The sequence below is a fragment of the Streptomyces mauvecolor genome (assembly GCF_039532965.1).
GTDB classification, from domain to species: Bacteria; Actinomycetota; Actinomycetes; order Streptomycetales; family Streptomycetaceae; genus Streptomyces; species Streptomyces violascens.
In genome coordinates this window covers 63,276-79,587 of record NZ_BAAASQ010000025.1, presented here as the reverse complement: position 1 = coordinate 79,587, position 16,312 = coordinate 63,276, and the positions used below count along the sequence as shown (strand labels likewise).

The 16,312-nt window shown below is 70.5% G+C and carries 15 protein-coding genes; 7 read left to right on the top strand and 8 right to left on the bottom strand.

Annotated elements, in window-relative coordinates:
* Positions 1–2: 2 nt before the first annotated feature.
* Positions 3–449 (bottom strand): nitroreductase family deazaflavin-dependent oxidoreductase, encoded by a 447-nt coding sequence (locus ABD346_RS30350; RefSeq protein WP_344379240.1) that lies wholly within the window; start codon positions 447–449, stop codon positions 3–5.
* 233 nt (positions 450–682) lie between these two features.
* Here ABD346_RS30350 and ABD346_RS30345 point away from each other — a divergent pair, with 233 nt between their 5' ends.
* Positions 683–1,171 carry a DUF2243 domain-containing protein gene (locus tag ABD346_RS30345; RefSeq protein ID WP_344379239.1) on the top strand — a complete coding sequence of 163 codons (489 nt, stop codon included), beginning with the start codon at positions 683–685 and terminating at the stop codon, positions 1,169–1,171.
* 14 nt (positions 1,172–1,185) lie between these two features.
* Complete coding sequence (locus ABD346_RS30340) at positions 1,186–2,010, top strand: cytochrome c oxidase assembly protein (protein ID WP_344379238.1); 825 nt, start codon at positions 1,186–1,188, stop codon at positions 2,008–2,010.
* Here the strand turns inward: ABD346_RS30340 and ABD346_RS30335 are convergent.
* The 3 genes from ABD346_RS30335 to ABD346_RS30325 all read right to left on the bottom strand — a co-directional run bounded on the left by ABD346_RS30335 (position 1,990) and on the right by ABD346_RS30325 (position 5,274).
* Positions 1,990–3,351, bottom strand: coding sequence for an NAD(P)/FAD-dependent oxidoreductase (locus ABD346_RS30335; protein WP_344379237.1), 1,362 nt, complete (start codon positions 3,349–3,351; stop codon positions 1,990–1,992). The two genes, ABD346_RS30340 and ABD346_RS30335, sit on opposite strands and share 21 nt — an antisense overlap.
* 210 nt (positions 3,352–3,561) lie before the next feature.
* Positions 3,562–4,062, bottom strand: coding sequence for a peptidylprolyl isomerase (locus tag ABD346_RS30330; RefSeq protein ID WP_344379236.1), 501 nt, complete (start codon positions 4,060–4,062; stop codon positions 3,562–3,564).
* Positions 4,063–4,137: 75 nt separating this feature from the next.
* Positions 4,138–5,274, bottom strand: coding sequence for an extracellular solute-binding protein (locus tag ABD346_RS30325; RefSeq protein ID WP_381227263.1), 1,137 nt, complete (start codon positions 5,272–5,274; stop codon positions 4,138–4,140).
* A 355-nt stretch (positions 5,275–5,629) separates the two neighbouring features.
* Between ABD346_RS30325 and ABD346_RS30320 the strand changes: the two genes are divergently transcribed.
* Positions 5,630–5,851 (top strand): dodecin, encoded by a 222-nt coding sequence (locus ABD346_RS30320; protein WP_053725434.1) that lies wholly within the window; start codon positions 5,630–5,632, stop codon positions 5,849–5,851.
* A gap of 215 nt (positions 5,852–6,066) precedes the next feature.
* Here ABD346_RS30320 and ABD346_RS30315 read toward each other — a convergent pair whose 3' ends face one another.
* Positions 6,067–6,555, bottom strand: a complete 489-nt coding sequence (locus ABD346_RS30315; protein WP_344379234.1) for a phosphatase domain-containing protein — start codon at positions 6,553–6,555, stop codon at positions 6,067–6,069.
* An 81-nt stretch (positions 6,556–6,636) separates the two neighbouring features.
* Here ABD346_RS30315 and ABD346_RS30310 point away from each other — a divergent pair, with 81 nt between their 5' ends.
* The 4 genes from ABD346_RS30310 (at position 6,637) to ABD346_RS30295 (ending at position 12,832) form a co-directional block, all read left to right on the top strand.
* On the top strand, positions 6,637–7,659 hold the full coding sequence (locus ABD346_RS30310) for an LLM class flavin-dependent oxidoreductase (RefSeq protein WP_344379232.1): 1,023 nt from the start codon (positions 6,637–6,639) through the stop codon (positions 7,657–7,659).
* Positions 7,660–7,714: 55 nt separating this feature from the next.
* Positions 7,715–10,057, top strand: coding sequence for an ATP-binding cassette domain-containing protein (locus ABD346_RS30305; protein ID WP_344379231.1), 2,343 nt, complete (start codon positions 7,715–7,717; stop codon positions 10,055–10,057).
* A 155-nt stretch (positions 10,058–10,212) separates the two neighbouring features.
* Entirely contained in the window at positions 10,213–11,961 is a 1,749-nt protein-coding gene (locus tag ABD346_RS30300; RefSeq protein ID WP_344379230.1) for a glycosyl hydrolase family 18 protein, read from the top strand.
* Positions 11,962–12,160: 199 nt separating this feature from the next.
* Entirely contained in the window at positions 12,161–12,832 is a 672-nt protein-coding gene (locus ABD346_RS30295; protein WP_344379229.1) for a hypothetical protein, read from the top strand.
* A 57-nt stretch (positions 12,833–12,889) separates the two neighbouring features.
* Here the strand turns inward: ABD346_RS30295 and ABD346_RS30290 are convergent, their stop codons facing one another.
* From ABD346_RS30290 to ABD346_RS30280, 3 genes are read right to left on the bottom strand one after another with little or no spacing between them, the layout of a single operon-like run.
* The gene (locus tag ABD346_RS30290; RefSeq protein WP_344379228.1) at positions 12,890–13,645 is read right to left on the bottom strand and encodes a succinate dehydrogenase/fumarate reductase iron-sulfur subunit; all 756 of its coding nucleotides are present in this window, start codon (positions 13,643–13,645) and stop codon (positions 12,890–12,892) included.
* Positions 13,642–15,591, bottom strand: a complete 1,950-nt coding sequence (locus ABD346_RS30285; RefSeq protein ID WP_344379226.1) for a fumarate reductase/succinate dehydrogenase flavoprotein subunit — start codon at positions 15,589–15,591, stop codon at positions 13,642–13,644. The genes ABD346_RS30290 and ABD346_RS30285 overlap by 4 nt, the downstream gene beginning before the upstream one ends.
* A gap of 1 nt (position 15,592) precedes the next feature.
* Positions 15,593–16,297, bottom strand: coding sequence for a succinate dehydrogenase (locus ABD346_RS30280; protein ID WP_344379225.1), 705 nt, complete (start codon positions 16,295–16,297; stop codon positions 15,593–15,595).
* Between the last annotated feature and the right edge of the window lie 15 nt (positions 16,298–16,312).

Below are 16,312 nucleotides of genomic sequence, written 5' to 3'. Positions count from 1 at the left end.
GGTCAGTGGCCGCCCGGTACAGGATCCAGCACGAAGACGGGGATCTCGCGGTCCGTCTTCTCCTGGTACTCCGCGTAGTTGGGGAACGCCGCGACGGCCCGCTCCCACCACTCGGCCTTCTCCTCGCCCGTCACCTCACGGGCCGTCATGTCCGTGTGTACGGTGCCGTCCTGGAGCTCCACCCTGGGGTCGGCGACGACGTTGTAGTACCAGAGCGGATTGTTGGGAGCGCCGCCCAGCGAGGCGACCACCGCGTACCGGCCCTCGTGCTCGACCCGCATCAGGGGGGACTTGCGCAGCTTGCCGCTCTTGGCGCCCCGCGTCGTCAGCAGGATCACGGACATGCCGTGCATCGTCATGCCCTCGGTGCCGCCGGACCGGTCGATGAGTTCGACCTGTTCGCGCACCCACTGGGCGGTGCTCGGCTCGTACTCGCCGTCGAGAGGCATGCTGGGGTCCCTTCGTCAGTCAACCTGCGGACCGGCCCGGCTTCGGCCGGCTCTCATACAACACCGGAGGCCTCTCCCGTCTTCCCGCGGGGCCACAAAAGGCCGGATCGGGACGTACGGGGCAGGAAGGCTCGATCCGGACGCTTGTTCGTGCCGGGGGCGGGCAGCGGGACCGGTGTGCTTGTTCCGCGTCGGACGATCTTCCGCAGACTCTCCTCGAGGACGTGCCGCCGATGACGACTCCATCCGCTTCCCGGACTACCCCGCAGCGGCCCAAAGCCGTGCCGCTGCCTGCCCGCTCGGCCTGGTCCGGCGTGCTCATCGGCGTGGGCATCGCCGCCTTCGTCGACGAGACGGTCTTCCACCAGCTCCTGCACTGGCACCACTTCTACGACCGCTCGACGCCGGGCGTCGGCCTGGTGTCGGACGGGCTCTTCCACGCGTTCGGCTGGTTCGCCGTGGTCATCGGCCTGGTCATGGTCGCCGATCTGCGCCACCGGGCGGGCCTGGTCGGGCGGGCGCTGGCCGGGGGCATCCTGACCGGCACGGGGGCGTTCCAGCTGTACGACGGCACGGTCCAGCACAAGCTGATGAAGCTGCACCAGATCAGGTACCACGTCGATCTCATCCCGTACGACCTGACCTGGAACATCCTCGCTGTGGTGTTCCTCGCGATCGGGGTGACGCTGCTCCGTGCCACCCTGCGCATCAACAGCCGGTAGCCGTGCATGAGTTGATGGTCCATCAGCACGGCGGGCAGCCGGGCGGGGCCGCTCTGCTCGCTGCCGCGTTCGCGCTGGGGGGCGGGGCCGCCTATCTGCTCGCGGCGGCGCGGCTGCGGCGGCGCGGGGACCGCTGGCCGCTCGTGCGGGACCTCTGCTTCTCGGCGGGTGCGGCGGTCCTCGTGGCGGCGGCCCTCGTCACGCCGCCGGGCGGCCCGTTCACGGTCCATATGGCCCAGCACGTGGCCACGGGCATGGCGGCACCGCTGCTTCTCGTGCTCGCCCGGCCGATCATGCTGGCGCTGCGCTCCCTGCCGCCGGGCGGGCGGCGCCGCCTTCTGGCCGTTCTTCGCTCTCGGCCGGTCAAGGTGCTCGCGAACCCGCCCGTGGCCGCGCTGCTCGACATGGGCGGACTGTGGCTGCTCTACCGCACCCCGCTGTTCGCCGCCGCACACGAACGGCCGTGGCTCATGGTCCTGGTCCACATCCATGTCGTCGCGGCCGGGCTGCTGTTCTCGGCCGTCGTCTGCTCGCTCGATCCGCTGCCGCGCCGCCACGGGGTGGTCCTCCGGTCGGCCGCGCTGGTCGGCGCGGGCGGCGCGCACACCGTCCTCGCCAAGACGCTGTACGCGACGCCCCCGCCCGGCACCGGCTTCGCGCCGGGCGACCTCTCGGCCGCCGCCGAGCTCATGTACTACGGCGGCGACCTCGTGGAAATCGCCCTCGCGGCCGTCATCGGGCTCCAGTGGTACGCGGCCGGCGGCCGGCGCCTCGCGCGCGAGGGCCGCCGCGCCGCGGGGACCGGGGAGCCGCCCGCATCAGCCTCGTACGGTCAGTGAAGCGGTGTGTGCACGGACCTGCTCCGGGGTCATATAGGCGTCGGTGTACTCGAAGTCCTTCAGCGTGGCGGGCTTCTGGGCCTGGAAGCCGGTGCGGACGAAGTCGTCGCCCGCGACCGCGTTCAGCATCCAGTTGGTCAGGACCCTGGTCTTGGCGACATTGGTGCGCAGCGCCGACCAGTGGTAGCCGCGCGCCACCGCCTGTGCGGGCAGGCCGCGCAGTTCGATGCCGAGCGGCTTGGAGACGGCGTCGTGGCCGCCGAGGTCGACCACGAGCCCGAGGTCCTTGTGGACGTACGGCTTCAGCGGCTGGTTGCGCAGCGCGGCGACGATGTTGTCGGCGAGCTTCGGGCCCTGGCGCATGGCGTGCTGCGCGGTGGGCGGGCAGAAGGCGCCTTCGCCCTTGGCGAGGTCGGGCACGGCGGCGGCGTCGCCGAGCGCGAACACGCCGTCGAGGTCCGGCACGGTCAGCTCGGGGGTGACCAGGAGCCGCCCGCGCTCCGTCTCCGCGTCCAGCGTGCCCACCAGCGGGCTCGCGGCGACGCCCGCCGTCCAGATGAGGGTGCGGCAGGGCAGGACGCGTCCGTCGGTGAAGGTGACCTTGTCCACCGCTGCCTCGGCGACGGACACCCCGAGCGACACCTCGATGCCGCGCTTCTGGAGGATCTCCAGGGCTGCCTTGCCGAGCTTGTCGCCCAGTTCGGGCATGAGCTTCGGCGCGATGTCGATGAGGTGCCACTTGATCTGGCGCGGGTCCAGGCGCGGGTACCGCTTGAGCGCGGTCTGGGTGATCCGCTGGAGGCAGGCGGCGGTCTCGGTACCCGCGTAGCCGCCGCCGACCACGACGAAGCGCAGCCGGGCGGCCCGCTCGTCCTCGTCGTCGCTCGCGTCGGCCAGGTCGAGCTGGGAGATGACGTGGTCGCGGATGTACGCGGCCTCCGCGAGGGTCTTCATGCCGCGGGCGTGGTCGAGCAGCCCGGGGATGTCGAAGGTGCGGGTCACGCTGCCGGGGGCCAGAACGATGTAGTCGTACGGTTGGTCGAGTGTCTCGCCGGTGATCTTGCGGATGACGCAGATCTTCGCCTTGGGGTCCACGCCGATGGCGCCGCCCGGGATGATCCGGGTGCGGTGCTTTGCGCTGCGCCGCAGCGACACGGCCACCGACTGCGGGGTCAGGACCCCGGCCGCGACCTGCGGGAGCAGGGGCAGATACAGCTGGTAGGAGAACGGGGTGACCAGGGAGATCTCCGCTTCTCCCGGTTGGAGGCGGCGTTCCAGGCGGCGTACGCATTCGACTCCTGCGAAGCCGGCGCCTACGACGAGAATCCTCGGTCGTGCCACGGTGTGCGTCCTTTCCCTGGGACCTGCGAACGGGGACGGGCCCTGGGCCGTCCACTGCCCGAGTGCCCCTGACCGGCGTTCGCCAACACCCCCATAGTGATCAACGCGGCGCGGCCGCACCACCGAATGCCGCAACCCGGCGACAAGAAAAGGCGCCGCCCGCCCGGGGTGGACCCGGGCGGCCGGCCCCGTTCACATGTGGTGCGGACGTCAGGCGACGGTGCCGCTCTTGCTGATGGCGACCTTGGCGCTCAGGGCGCCACTGCGGCTGCCGAGCGACTCGATCTGCTTGACGAGGTCCTCGCCCTCGACGACCTCGCCGAAGACGACGTGCTTGCCGTCCAGCCACGGGGTGACGACGGTCGTCACGAAGAACTGGGAGCCGTTGGTGTTCGGGCCCGCGTTGGCCATCGACAGCAGGAACGGCCGGTCGTGCTTGAGGGCGAAGTTCTCGTCCTTGAACTTGGCGCCGTAGATGCTCTTGCCGCCGGTGCCGTTGCCGTGCGTGAAGTCGCCGCCCTGGAGCATGAACTCGGGGATGACGCGGTGGAAGGCGGAGCCCTCGTAGCCGTAGCCGTTCTGGCCGGTGGCGAGCTCGCGGAAGTTGCGGGCCGTCTCCGGAACGACGTCGTCGAAGAGCCGGAAGACGATGCGGCCGGCGTCCTTGCCGTCAATGGTGATGTCGAAAAATACGTTCTGCATGGGCCCCATCCTGACATCAGCTGTCCCGTGCCCCAATCCCGGCTCGCCCCTTCGGCCCTGCCGAGACGCAGAACCGGGCCCCGATCAGGGGAACAGCAGGGTCGTGATCCGGTCGGAAGCGGTCTTGGCTGCCTTCTTCGGGTCGGCTCCTTCGAGGACGGCCGTCATGTACGGCTTGATGGGGTTCTCGGCCTCGACGGCGGCCCACTGCGGCGAGTTGGGCGTGGCCCGCCCCTGCGCCGCCCCCTTGGCCATGGCAGCGGTGCCCGCCTGGCCCTCGACCGTGTGGGCGAGGGTGGACTTGTTGGGTACGTAGTTCATCGTGGTGGCCAGATCGGTCTGCCACTTCTCGCCGGTCAGCGCCGCGACGACCTGGACGGCCTCGGCCCGGCGCGCGGTCCTGCGCGGGATGATCAGGTCCGAGCCGCCGGTGAAGACCGCGCCGGGCTTCGCGTCGGTGGGCCCCGGGATCGGGAAGTAGCCCAGCTTGTCGGCGAGCCGCGGGTTGGCCTTCTGGACGGCTTTGGCGGCGCCGGGCACCGCGATCATCTGGGCGACCTTGCCCTTGGCGAAGACGTCGGCCTGCGGCGGGGTCGCCTCGTCCGCGTTCCTGGGGCCCCGGCCGAGCGCCTGGAGCCGTTTGTAGAACTGCATGCCGCGCAGCGCGGCCGGGCTGTCGAGCGTGCCCTTCCAGTCGCCGGTGTCCTCCTGCGCGAGCTCCCCGCCCTCGTCCCAGACGAAGCCTGCCAGCGTGTACCAGTCCTGACCAGCGAGGTAAATCCCTTGCGTGGAACCGGAGTTGAGCTTCGCGGTGTCGGCGAGCCACTCCGCGCGGTCCTTCGGCGGCTTGGTGATTCCGGCGGCCCCGAACAGGTCCTTGTTGTAGATGACGACGCGGTTGGCGGCGTACCACGGGATGCCGTACTGCATGCCGTCCACGTTGCCCGGCTGGGCGAGGCCCGGCAGCCAGGCGTCGCTGCCCCAGTCGCGGAGCGACTCCAGGGTCATGTCGAGCAGGCCTCCGCTCGCCGCGTACTGGGGCACCTGGGTGTTGCCTACCTCGATGACGTCCGGCGCGTCGCCGCTCTTCAGCGCGGCGGTGATCTTCTCGCCGATGCCGGTCCACTCCTGGATCCGGACATCGAGCTCGACATCCTTGTGCTCCTTCTCGAAGCCCTGCTTGAAGCGCTGCACGAAGTCGTCCGACGCGCTGTCCTTCATCAGCCAGACGGTCACCCTGGTGGTGCCGTCGCCGAATCCGGGTATCGCGCCGCAACCGCTGAGGGCACATACCGAGACAAGCGCTACGGAGCGGGCAAGAGCGCGATGGATCCTCACGAAAGGTCACCTTCTGCGTGTGGGCAAGCAGTCATGACCCGACGTGGGGGCAAGCGCGATGTGGCTTGTTCGGGTGTGGCTCGTGAGTTTGGTATGGACCAATGAAGCGGTCAAGCCCCGGAGGGAGCGAACTTTTCCGGCCACCGCCGGACCGGCCCGCCCGGGCGCGGGCCGCTGTCTCGCGGAGTGCGGCCGGGTGGGGCACGGTGGAGTAATGCGACGAGAGGAGAGCACCTCCATGTCCCACCACACGTACCGCGTCAGCGAGATCGTCGGCACCTCTCACGAGGGCGTGGACCAGGCCATCCGCAACGGGGTCGCCCGCGCGGCGCAGACCCTCCGCAACCTGGACTGGTTCGAGGTGACCCAGGTCCGCGGCCACATCGAGAACGGCGTGATCGAGCACTACCAGGTCGGCCTCAAGGTCGGCTTCCGACTGGACGACGACGCGGAGGTCTGACCCCGGGGCCGAGAATTCCGGCTCGGCGATCCGCGCTCGGCGATCCTGGGCCTGTGCTCCTGGTCCCGCGCCCCGGCTCTGCGCTTCCGGCTTCGCGCGTCGGCCGAGGTCTGACCCTGGACCTCAGGTTCAGGCTTTGCGTCGGCGGACTGGCCCCGGCAGGCGCCGCCACCCGTCGGCCCGGCGCATCGGGCGATCCTCGGCCGGGCCCGCCCTCAGGTGCGCCCCTCCCGCTCCTGGGCGTCCTTCAGCGCCTCGCTGGGCGCGGTCCAGCGGGCCCGTACCACCCGGAAGCCGGCCTGCTCGGCGGCGTCGCACACGAGCTCGTCGTCGTCCACCAGCATGCGGATCTCACGGCCCCGGCCGAGCCCGCGCAGGATCTGCAGCTTGGTCACGCGGGCGGGGCGCCGGTCGTCGTTGCGCCGCATGTGCAGGGCGCCGTCCGGAAGCCCCTGCTCGGCAAGCCAGGCCAGGGTGTCCTCGCGGCAGCGTTCGGGCCGCCCGGTGAGATAGACGACCTCGCAGTCCCCGGCGGCCTCCCGGCACAGCGCGACGCCCTCGGCGAGCGGCGGGTCGGCGGGCGCCGCGGCGAAGAACGCGTCCCAGTCGCGGGGTCTGCGGTCGAGGAAGCGCTGGCGGTGGGAGCTGTCCGCGAGCGTGCCGTCCAGGTCGAAGACGGCCAGGGGCCACGTGTTGTCGATCACGCCCCCAGGCTAGAACCGGCCAAGTGGACAGCCGCCGGCGGGGCGCGGGAATCATGGCGCGTCCCAGACGTTGAATCCTGTGTGACCTCAGTGATCGCGACGACCCGCTTCTCCATGCTCGACCGCTCACGGATCCGTGCCGGGCACGACGGGCCGCAGGCCCTGCGGGACACCGTGGCGCTGGCCCGCGAGGCCGAGCGGCTCGGGTACCACCGCTTCTGGGTCTCCGAGCACCATTCCGTGCCCGGCGTCGCGGGCTCCGCGCCCGCCGTGCTGGCCGCGGCCGTCGCGTCGGCCACGTCCACGATCCGGGTCGGCACCGGCGGTGTGATGCTGCCGAATCATCAACCCCTCGTCGTGGCCGAGGAGTTCGGGGTCCTGGAGTCGCTCTTCCCCGGGCGGATCGACATGGGGCTCGGCCGCTCGGTGGGGTTCACCGACGGGATCCGCAAGGCGCTCGGCCGCGACAAGAAGGACGCCGACGACTTCGGCACACAGCTCGCCGAACTGCTCGGCTACTTCGACGGGACCCAGACCGCACACCCCCAGGTCCATGCCCGCCCCGCCGAGGGCCTCGCCGTCCCCGCGTTCGTCCTTGCCACCGGGCAGGGCGCCCTCGTCGCCGCCGAGGCCGGGCTTCCGCTGGTCATCGCGAACGTACGCGGCGAAGACGCGATGCTGCGAGCCATCGACGCCTACCGCGACGCCTTCCGCCCCTCCGCGCACGCCGAGCGCCCCTACGTCGTCGTGTCCGGCACCGTCGCCGTCGCGGACACCACGGAGGCCGCCCACCGGATCCTGGTCCCGGAGGCCTGGTCGACGGCCTACTCCCGCACCCGCGGTGAGTTCCCGGCGCTGTCCCCGGCCGACGACATCCTCGCGCGGGACATGACCGACGGCGAGCGGACCCTGTTCTCGGACGCGCTGCGCAGGCAGGTGTACGGGACCGAGGAGGAGGTGGCCGACGCCCTGGAGAAGCTGATCGAGCACAGCGGCGCGGACGAGTTCCTCGTCACGACCAGCACGTACGACCGCGAGGCGCTGCTCGACTCCTACCGGCGCCTCGCCCGGATCGCGGATCTGGCCGCGCGTCGGGACGCCTGACCGCGGCCTGCCGGGCGAAGATCGCGCGCCGTCACCCGAACCGTAGAATTCCGGTATGCAAAGCCCCTCTGACCCGTACGTCCGTGTCCGCGGCGCCCGCGAGCACAATCTGCGCGGGGTGGACGTCGACATTCCGCGTGACTGCATCGCCGTGTTCACCGGCGTCTCCGGGTCGGGGAAGTCCTCGCTCGCGTTCGGCACGATCTATGCCGAGGCGCAGCGCCGCTACTTCGAGTCGGTCGCGCCGTACGCGCGCCGGCTGATCCACCAGGTGGGTGCGCCGAAGGTCGGCGAGATCTCGGGGCTTCCGCCCGCCGTCTCCCTGGAGCAGCGCCGCTCGGCGCCCTCGTCGCGCTCCTCGGTGGGCACGGTGACCACGCTCTCCAACTCGCTGCGGATGCTGTTCTCGCGGGCCGGCGACTATCCGGCGGGCGCCGAGCGCCTCGACTCGGACGCCTTCTCGCCCAACACGGCCGCCGGTGCCTGCCCCGAGTGCCAGGGCCTCGGCCGCATCCACCGAACCTCCGAGGAACTGCTCGTCCCCGACCCCTCGCTGTCCATCCGCGAGGGGGCGATCGCCGCCTGGCCGGGTGCCTGGCAGGGCAAGAACCTCCGCGACGTGCTCGACACGCTCGGATACGACGTGGACCGCCCATGGCGGGCGCTCGATCAGAAGGACCGGGACTGGATCCTGTTCACCGACGAGCAGCCGGTGGTCACGGTGCACCCGGTGCGCGAGGCGGGCCGCATCCAACGCCCGTACCAGGGAACGTACTTCAGTGCCCGGCGCTATGTGATGAAGACCTTCGCCGAGAGCAAGAGCCAGACCCTGCGGACGAAGGCCGAGCGCTTCCTTACGGCGGCAGACTGCCCGGTGTGCGGCGGAAGCCGGCTGCGCCCCGAGGCGCTCGCCGTCACCTTCGCGGGCCGTACGATCGCCGAGCTCGTCGCCCTTCCGCTGACTTCGCTGGCCGAGCTGTTGCGCACAGCGGACGGCGGCCCGACGACACAGACCCTCACAGCCGACCTGCTCTCCCGCATCGGCCCGGTGAGGGAACTGGGCCTCGGCTACCTCAGCCTGGACCGGACCGCGCCCACGCTCTCGGCGGGCGAGCTGCAGCGCCTGCGGCTCGCCACCCAGCTGCGCTCCGGTCTTTTCGGCGTGGTGTACGTCCTGGACGAGCCGTCGGCGGGGCTGCACCCGGCCGACACCGAGGCGCTGCTCACGGTCCTCGACCGGCTGAAGGCGGCGGGCAACTCGGTGTTCGTCGTGGAGCACCATCTGGATGTGATGCGGCACGCGGACTGGCTGGTCGACGTGGGTCCGCTGGCCGGTGAGCACGGCGGCCGGGTGCTGCACAGCGGGCCGTCGGCGGGGCTCGCCCACGTCGAGGAGTCGGCGACCCGCCGTTTCCTCTTCGACCGCTCCCCCGCTCCGCGCCGCACGGTCCGCGAGCCGCGCGGCCACCTTGAGCTGACCGGGATCACGCGGCACAATCTGCGCGGCGTCGACGCGGTGTTCCCGCTCGGCGTGTTCACGGCGGTGACCGGCGTCTCCGGATCCGGAAAGTCCACGCTGGTCGACGCCCTCACCGAGCAACTCCCGGCCGTGGGGCGCCTGGTGAGGGTGGATCAGAAGCCGATCGGCCGCACCCCGCGTTCCAATCTGGCCACGTACACCGGGCTCTTCGACGTCGTACGGAAACTCTTCACCGAGACCGACGAGGCGAAGGCGCGCGGCTACAAGGCGGGCCGGTTCTCCTTCAATGTGGCGGGCGGCCGGTGCGAGACCTGCCAGGGCGAGGGCTTCGTGTCGGTGGAGCTGCTGTTCCTGCCGAGCACGTACGCGCCCTGCCCGGACTGTCACGGCGCGCGCTACAACCCCGAGACGCTGGAGGTCACCCGTCGGGGCCGCACCATCGCCGAGGTGCTCGACCTGACCGTGGAGGCGGCGGCCGAGCTCTTCGCGGACACCCCGTCGGCCGCCCGCAGCCTGTCCGCCCTGCTCGACGTCGGCCTCGGCTATCTACGCCTGGGCCAGCCCGCCACCGAGCTGTCGGGAGGCGAGGCCCAACGCATCAAACTGGCAACGGAGTTGCAGCGCATCCGCCGCGACCACACCCTGTACGTCCTCGACGAGCCGACGACGGGTCTGCACCCGGCCGACGTGGAAATCCTCCTGCGCCAACTGCACGGCCTGGTCGACGCGGGCCACACGGTGATCGTCGTGGAGCACGACATGAGCGTGGTGGCAGGCGCCGACTGGATGCTCGACCTCGGCCCGGGCGGCGGCGACGAGGGCGGCCGCGTGGTGGCAGCGGGGCCGCCGGCGGAGGTCGCCGACGCGGGCGAGGGGCGTACGGCGCCGTATCTGGCGAAGGCGCTGGCGGGGAGCTGATCCCTTCCGGCGCCTCGAACACACCATCAGAGACGGCCGGTTGAGTGTCAAAGCAAACAGCACGGAATGAATTGGCCTAGACCCTTGACCGGCTGTTGGTCCAGACCAATCATGGGGCGTCCGCACCCTTCTCTCACCCCCGTCGGAGAGCCCCGATGAGACGTCCGAGATCCGTTCGCGCCCTGCTCGCCACGCTCAGCACCGTCGCCGCTTCCGCCGGCCTCGTCATCGGGGCCGGCGGTGCCGCGCACGCCGCGACTCCGCTCCCCGCGCACGTCTTCGCGCCGTACTTCGAGGCGTACTCCTCCGACAGCCCGGCCGATCTGGCGCAGAAGTCGGGTGCCAAGTATCTGACGATGGCGTTCGTGCAGGCCGACACCAAGGGCTCCTGCACCCCGTACTGGAACGGCTCGACGAGCCAGCCGATCTCGTCCTCCGTGTTCGGAGCCGACATCTCCACCATCCGCTCACGCGGCGGTGACGTCATCCCGTCCTTCGGCGGGTACGCGGCCGACAACGGCGGCACCGAGATCGCCGACAGCTGCACCGACGTGGACTCGATCGCGGCCGCGTACGAGAAGGTCATCACGACCTACGACCTCTCCCGGCTCGACATGGACATCGAGGACAACTCGCTGACCAACAAGGCGGGCATCGACCGGCGCAACCAGGCGATCAAGAAGGTGCAGGACTGGGCGGCCGCGGGCGGGCGCTCGGTGCAGATCTCCTACACCCTGCCCACCACCACGGGCGGGCTCGCCGACAGCGGGCTCGCGGTGCTGAACAGCGCGGTCAAGTACGGCGCGAAGGTCGATGTCGTGAACATCATGACCTTCGACTACTACGACGGCGCCACGCACAACATGGCGAACGACACCCAGACCGCCGCCACCGGCCTGTTTAACCAGCTGGCCTCCCTCTACCCCGGCAAGTCGTCCGCCCAGCTGTGGGGCATGGTCGGCGTCACCGAGATGCCGGGCATCGACGACTACGGGCCGGCCGAGACGTTCACCACCGCGGACGCGACCGCCGTCTACAACTGGGCCACCTCCAAGGGCATCAACACCCTCTCGTTCTGGGCGCTTCAGCGCGACAACGGCGGCTGCCCCGGCACCGGCGGCCAGGACACCTGCTCCGGCATCGCCCAGGACCCGTGGTACTTCAGCCACACCTTCGAGCCGTTCACCGGGGGCGGCGGGCCGGCCCAGGACGACTTCTCGGTGGCCGTCGCGCCCGGCTCGGCCTCGGTCGCACCCGGCGGCTCCACCACCGCCACGGTGAGCACGGCGGTGACCTCCGGCAACGCCAAGTCCCTCGCGCTGACCGCCACCGGCGCCCCCGCCGGCGTCACGGCGACGCTCAGCCCGAGCTCCGTCACCGCAGGCGCCTCGGCCCAGCTCACGGTCGGCGCGGCCGCTTCGGCGGCGCCCGGAACGTACCCGATCACCCTCACGGGCACGGCCGGCACGCTCGCCCACTCGACCACGTTCACGCTCACCGTGACGGGCTCCGGCGGCAACCCGGGCGCGCTGGTCAACGGCGGTTTCGAGAGCGGCTCGCTCGCGCCCTGGACCTGCGACAGCAGCGCGGGTGTGGTGTCCAGCCCGGTTCACGGCGGCAGTCACGCGCTGAAGACGGCGCCCACCTCGTCGCAGACCGGCGAGTGCGCGCAGACGCTCACGCTGGCCCCCAACACCAAGTACACGCTGAGCGGTTGGGTACAGGGCAGCTATGCCTACCTCGGGGTGCGCGGCGGAGCCACCGGCAGCACCTGGACCAGCTCCAGCGGCTGGTCCAAGCTGACCGTGCCGTTCACGACCGGCGCCTCGGGCACCGTCACCGTTTACCTGCACGGCTGGTACGGGCAGGGCGCCGCGTACGGGGACGACCTCTCGGTGTCCTGATCACTTACGCCAACTCTTCACCCGCCGGGGCTTGTTGACGATCTGTAGCACCGGGCCGGCGCCCGGCAAAGCTGAGGCTTCGTCAAATTACTGGCCAGGAGACGACTTTCGGCCCCTACACCCCGGTCCTACTCTCGAGTCACCTGAGTTCCTCCTCGCACCCCCACTCATCGAATCCGTTCGACCGAGGAGTCCCCCCATGGCACTACGCAGCTCACGTGCGCTCATCCTGCTCGCTCCGGCCGCCGCGGCCACCCTCGTCCTCGGCGGCACGACAGGCGCGAGCGCCCTGTCGGCCGCCGGGCCGACCACCGTTTCGCCGGCCGGCCACTCCTTCGCTGCCAAGCTGACCGGAAAGGCCACCTTCAAGGCCGGGTCCACCACCATGACCTGTACGGTCTCGGCTTCCGTCCCCACCACGGGTGCCAACAACCAGATCCCGGCTGCGCCCGGCAACCACAACGACGCGGGCGCGGTCTCCGTACCCATCAACCCGCCCACGTTCAGCGGGTGTTCGACCAGCATCGGCGGGGTGGGCGTCACCGCCTCCACCAACGGGGTATGGAGCATCTCGGCCCAGAACGGCTCGCCCGTCACGGCCGGTCTGACCATGCCGAAGGGCGGTTTCGTGCTCAAGACGAGCGGCCTGGCCGCCTGCACGATCACCGCGTCGCCGACCGGCCCCACCACGGTGCCCGGCACCTGGACGAACGGCGCGCCCTCATCGCTGGCCATCGCCGACGCCCCCGTGGCGGCGACCGTGACCGGCGGCTTCCTGTGCCCGACGGGCAACCAGGCGGCCACCTTCTCGGCCACGTACAACGTCACCGACACGACCGATCCGGCGCAGCAGATCACCGTAACTGGCTGACAGCGCAACGCAGTTGAGCGCGCCCCCGGACGACTGGGGGCGCGCTCGTCGCGCACTTCAGCGGCCTGCCTTCTTCGCCTTCCTCGTCGCCCGCAGCCACTCCTTGTTCATGGCCGCGATCGACGGCAGCGGGATGCCCTTGGGGCAGGCCGTCGCGCACTCGCCGGTCAGGGTGCAGCCGCCGAAGCCCTCGTCGTCCATCCGGCCGACCATGTCCAGGACCCGGGTCTCGCGTTCGGGCGCGCCCTGCGGCAGTACGTTCAGGTGGTTGATCTTGGCTGAGGTGAATAGCATCGCCGAGCCGTTGGGGCAGGCTGCCACGCATGCTCCGCAGCCGATGCACTCGGCGTGCTCGAACGCGAAGTCGGCGTCCGGCTTGGGCACCGGGGTCGCGTGCGCCTCGGGGGCGGCACCCGTCGGGACGCTGATGTAGCCGCCGGCCTGGATGATCCGGTCGAACGCCGAGCGGTCCACGACCAGGTCCTTGACCACCGGGAACGCCGAGGCGCGCCACGGTTCGACGTCGATGGTGTCGCCGTCGCTGAACGACCGCATGTGGAGCTGGCAGGTGGTCGTGCGCTCCGGGCCATGGGCGTCGCCGTTGATGACGAGGGAGCAGGCGCCGCAGACGCCCTCGCGGCAGTCGTGGTCGAAGGCGACCGGTTCCTCGCCCTTGAGGATGAGCTCCTCGTTGAGCGTGTCGAGCATTTCGAGGAACGACATGTCCGCCGAGATGCCGTCGACGTCGTAAGTGGCCATGGCGCCGGGCGAGTTGGCGTTCTTCTGGCGCCAGACGCGCAGGGTGAGCTTCATGCGTAGCTCCGCTGAGTGGGGTGGACGTACTCGAAGACGAGGTCTTCCTTGTGCAGGACGGGGGCGTCGCCGGTGCCGCTGAACTCCCAGGCGGCGGCGTACGAGAACTCCTCGTCGCGGCGTTCGGCCTCACCGTCCGCCGTCTGGGACTCCTCGCGGAAGTGGCCCCCGCAGGACTCGGCGCGGTGCAGGGCGTCGAGGCACATGAGCTCGGCGAGCTCCAGGTAGTCGACGATGCGGTTGGCCTTCTCCAGGGACTGGTTGAACTCCTCGCCGCTGCCCGGCACCTTGATGCGGCGCCAGAACTCCTCGCGGATCTGCGGGATCCGGTCGAGCGCCTTGCGCAGGCCCTCCTCGGTGCGGGCCATCCCGCAGTACTCCCACATGAGCTCACCGATCTCGCGGTGGAAGGAGTCGGGGGTGCGGTCGCCGTCGACCGAGAGGAGCAGGTTGATGCGGTCCTCGGTGTCGGCGACGGCTTCGGCGACCGCCGGGTGCTCGTCGGTCACGGGCTCCTGGTGCGGGTTGCGGGCGAGGTAGTCGTTGATGGTCGAGGGAAGCACGAAGTAGCCGTCGGCGAGGCCCTGCATCAGCGCGGAGGCGCCCAGGCGGTTCGCGCCGTGGTCGGAGAAGTTGGCCTCGCCGATCGCGAACAGGCCCGGCACCGTGGTCCGGAGGTCGTAGTCGACCCAGAGTCCGCCCATCGTGTAGTGCACGGCGGGGTAGATGCGCATGGGTGTCTCGTACGGGTCCTCGGCGGTGATCCGCGCGTACATGTCGAAGAGGTTGCCGTACTTCGCCTCGACGGCCGCCCGGCCCATCCGGGCGATGGCGTCGGCGAAGTCGAGGTAGACGCCCTGTCCGCCGGGGCCGACGCCGCGTCCTTCGTCACAGACGTTCTTGGCGGCGCGCGAGGCGATGTCGCGCGGGACCAGGTTGCCGAAGGACGGGTAGATGCGCTCCAGGTAGTAGTCGCGCTCGTCCTCGGGGATCTCGGCCGCCGGGCGCGTGTCGCCCTTCGCCTTGGGCACCCAGATACGGCCGTCGTTGCGCAGCGATTCACTCATCAGCGTGAGCTTGGACTGGTGCTCGCCGGTGCGCGGGATGCAGGTCGGGTGGATCTGCGTGAAGCAGGGGTTCGCGAAGTACGCGCCGCGCCGGTGGGCCCGCCAGATCGCCGTGGCATTGGAGTTCATGGCGTTGGTGGAGAGGTAGAACACGTTGCCGTAGCCGCCGCTGGCGAGGACCACGGCGTCCGCGAAGTACGTGTCGATCTTCCCCGTGACGAGGTCGCGGGCCACGATGCCGCGCGCCTTTCCGTCCACCACGATCAGGTCGAGCATCTCAGTGCGGGCGTGCAGCTCCACGTTCCCGGCGGCGATCTGGCGCGAGAGGGCCTGGTAGGCGCCGAGCAGCAGCTGCTGGCCCGTCTGGCCCCGGGCGTAGAACGTGCGCGAGACCTGGACGCCGCCGAAGGAGCGGGTGTCGAGGAGTCCGCCGTACTCGCGGGCGAAGGGCACACCCTGGGCCACGCACTGGTCGATGATCTCGACGGAGATCTGGGCGAGCCGGTGGACGTTGGACTCGCGGGCGCGGAAGTCGCCGCCCTTGACGGTGTCGTAGAAGAGCCGGTGGATGGAGTCGCCGTCGTTGCGGTAGTTCTTCGCGGCGTTGATGCCGCCCTGCGCGGCGATCGAGTGGGCGCGGCGGGGCGAGTCCTGGAAGCAGAACTGGACGACGTGGTAGCCCTGTTCGGCGAGTGTGGCCCCGGCCGAGCCGCCCGCGAGCCCGGTGCCGACCACGATGACGGTGTGCTTGCGGCGGTTGGCCGGGTTGACCAGCTTGGCCTCGAAGCGGCGGGTGTCCCAGCGCTCGGCGATCGGCCCCTGGGGCGCGCGGCCGTCGGCGACCGGGTCGCCGAGCGTGTAGTTGGTGTACGAGGTCATGTCAGCTCACCACTTTGGTCATGACGGCGACGGGTACGGAAACGAATCCGGCGAACAGCACCACCGCGAGGACGTTGGCGAGCGCTTTCAGCACCCGGTCCCGGGTCGCGTTGCCCACGCCGAGGGTCTGCGCGGCGCTCCAGAACCCGTGCTGGATGTGCAGGGCGAGGGCGGCCGTCGCCACGATGTAGATGACGTTCCCGTACCAGGTGGAGAAGGTGTCCACGACGTTCTGGTAGGGGTGTCCGGGCCGGAAGCCGGAGTGCACGGTGCCGGTCGTCAGGTCCAGGATGTGCCAGACGATGAACAGGGCGAGGATGATGCCGCCCCAGCGCATCGTGCGGGTCGCGTAACTGGCGCGGGCCCGCTTGTGGACGTACTTGCTCGGCCGGGCCTTGATGTCGCGGCGGCTGAGCTGGTACGCGGACACGGCGTGGCCCACGACGGCGGCGACGAGGACGACGCGGATGAGCCACAGCGCCCACTCGTAGTGCAGAAACGGCTCGCCGATGGTGCGCAGCCAGTGCGCGTACGCGTTGAACTGTCCGGCCCCGAAGAAGATCTTCAGGTTGCCCATCATGTGGACGACCAGGTAGGACAGCATGATCAGACCGCTCACGGCCATGACCGTCTTCTTGCCGACGGTCGAGTCCCAGAGTGTGCGCGTCATGGACGGCCGTTTGTCCGTCCGCGTTGCCAGAGCCATGTCGTTGACGCTAGG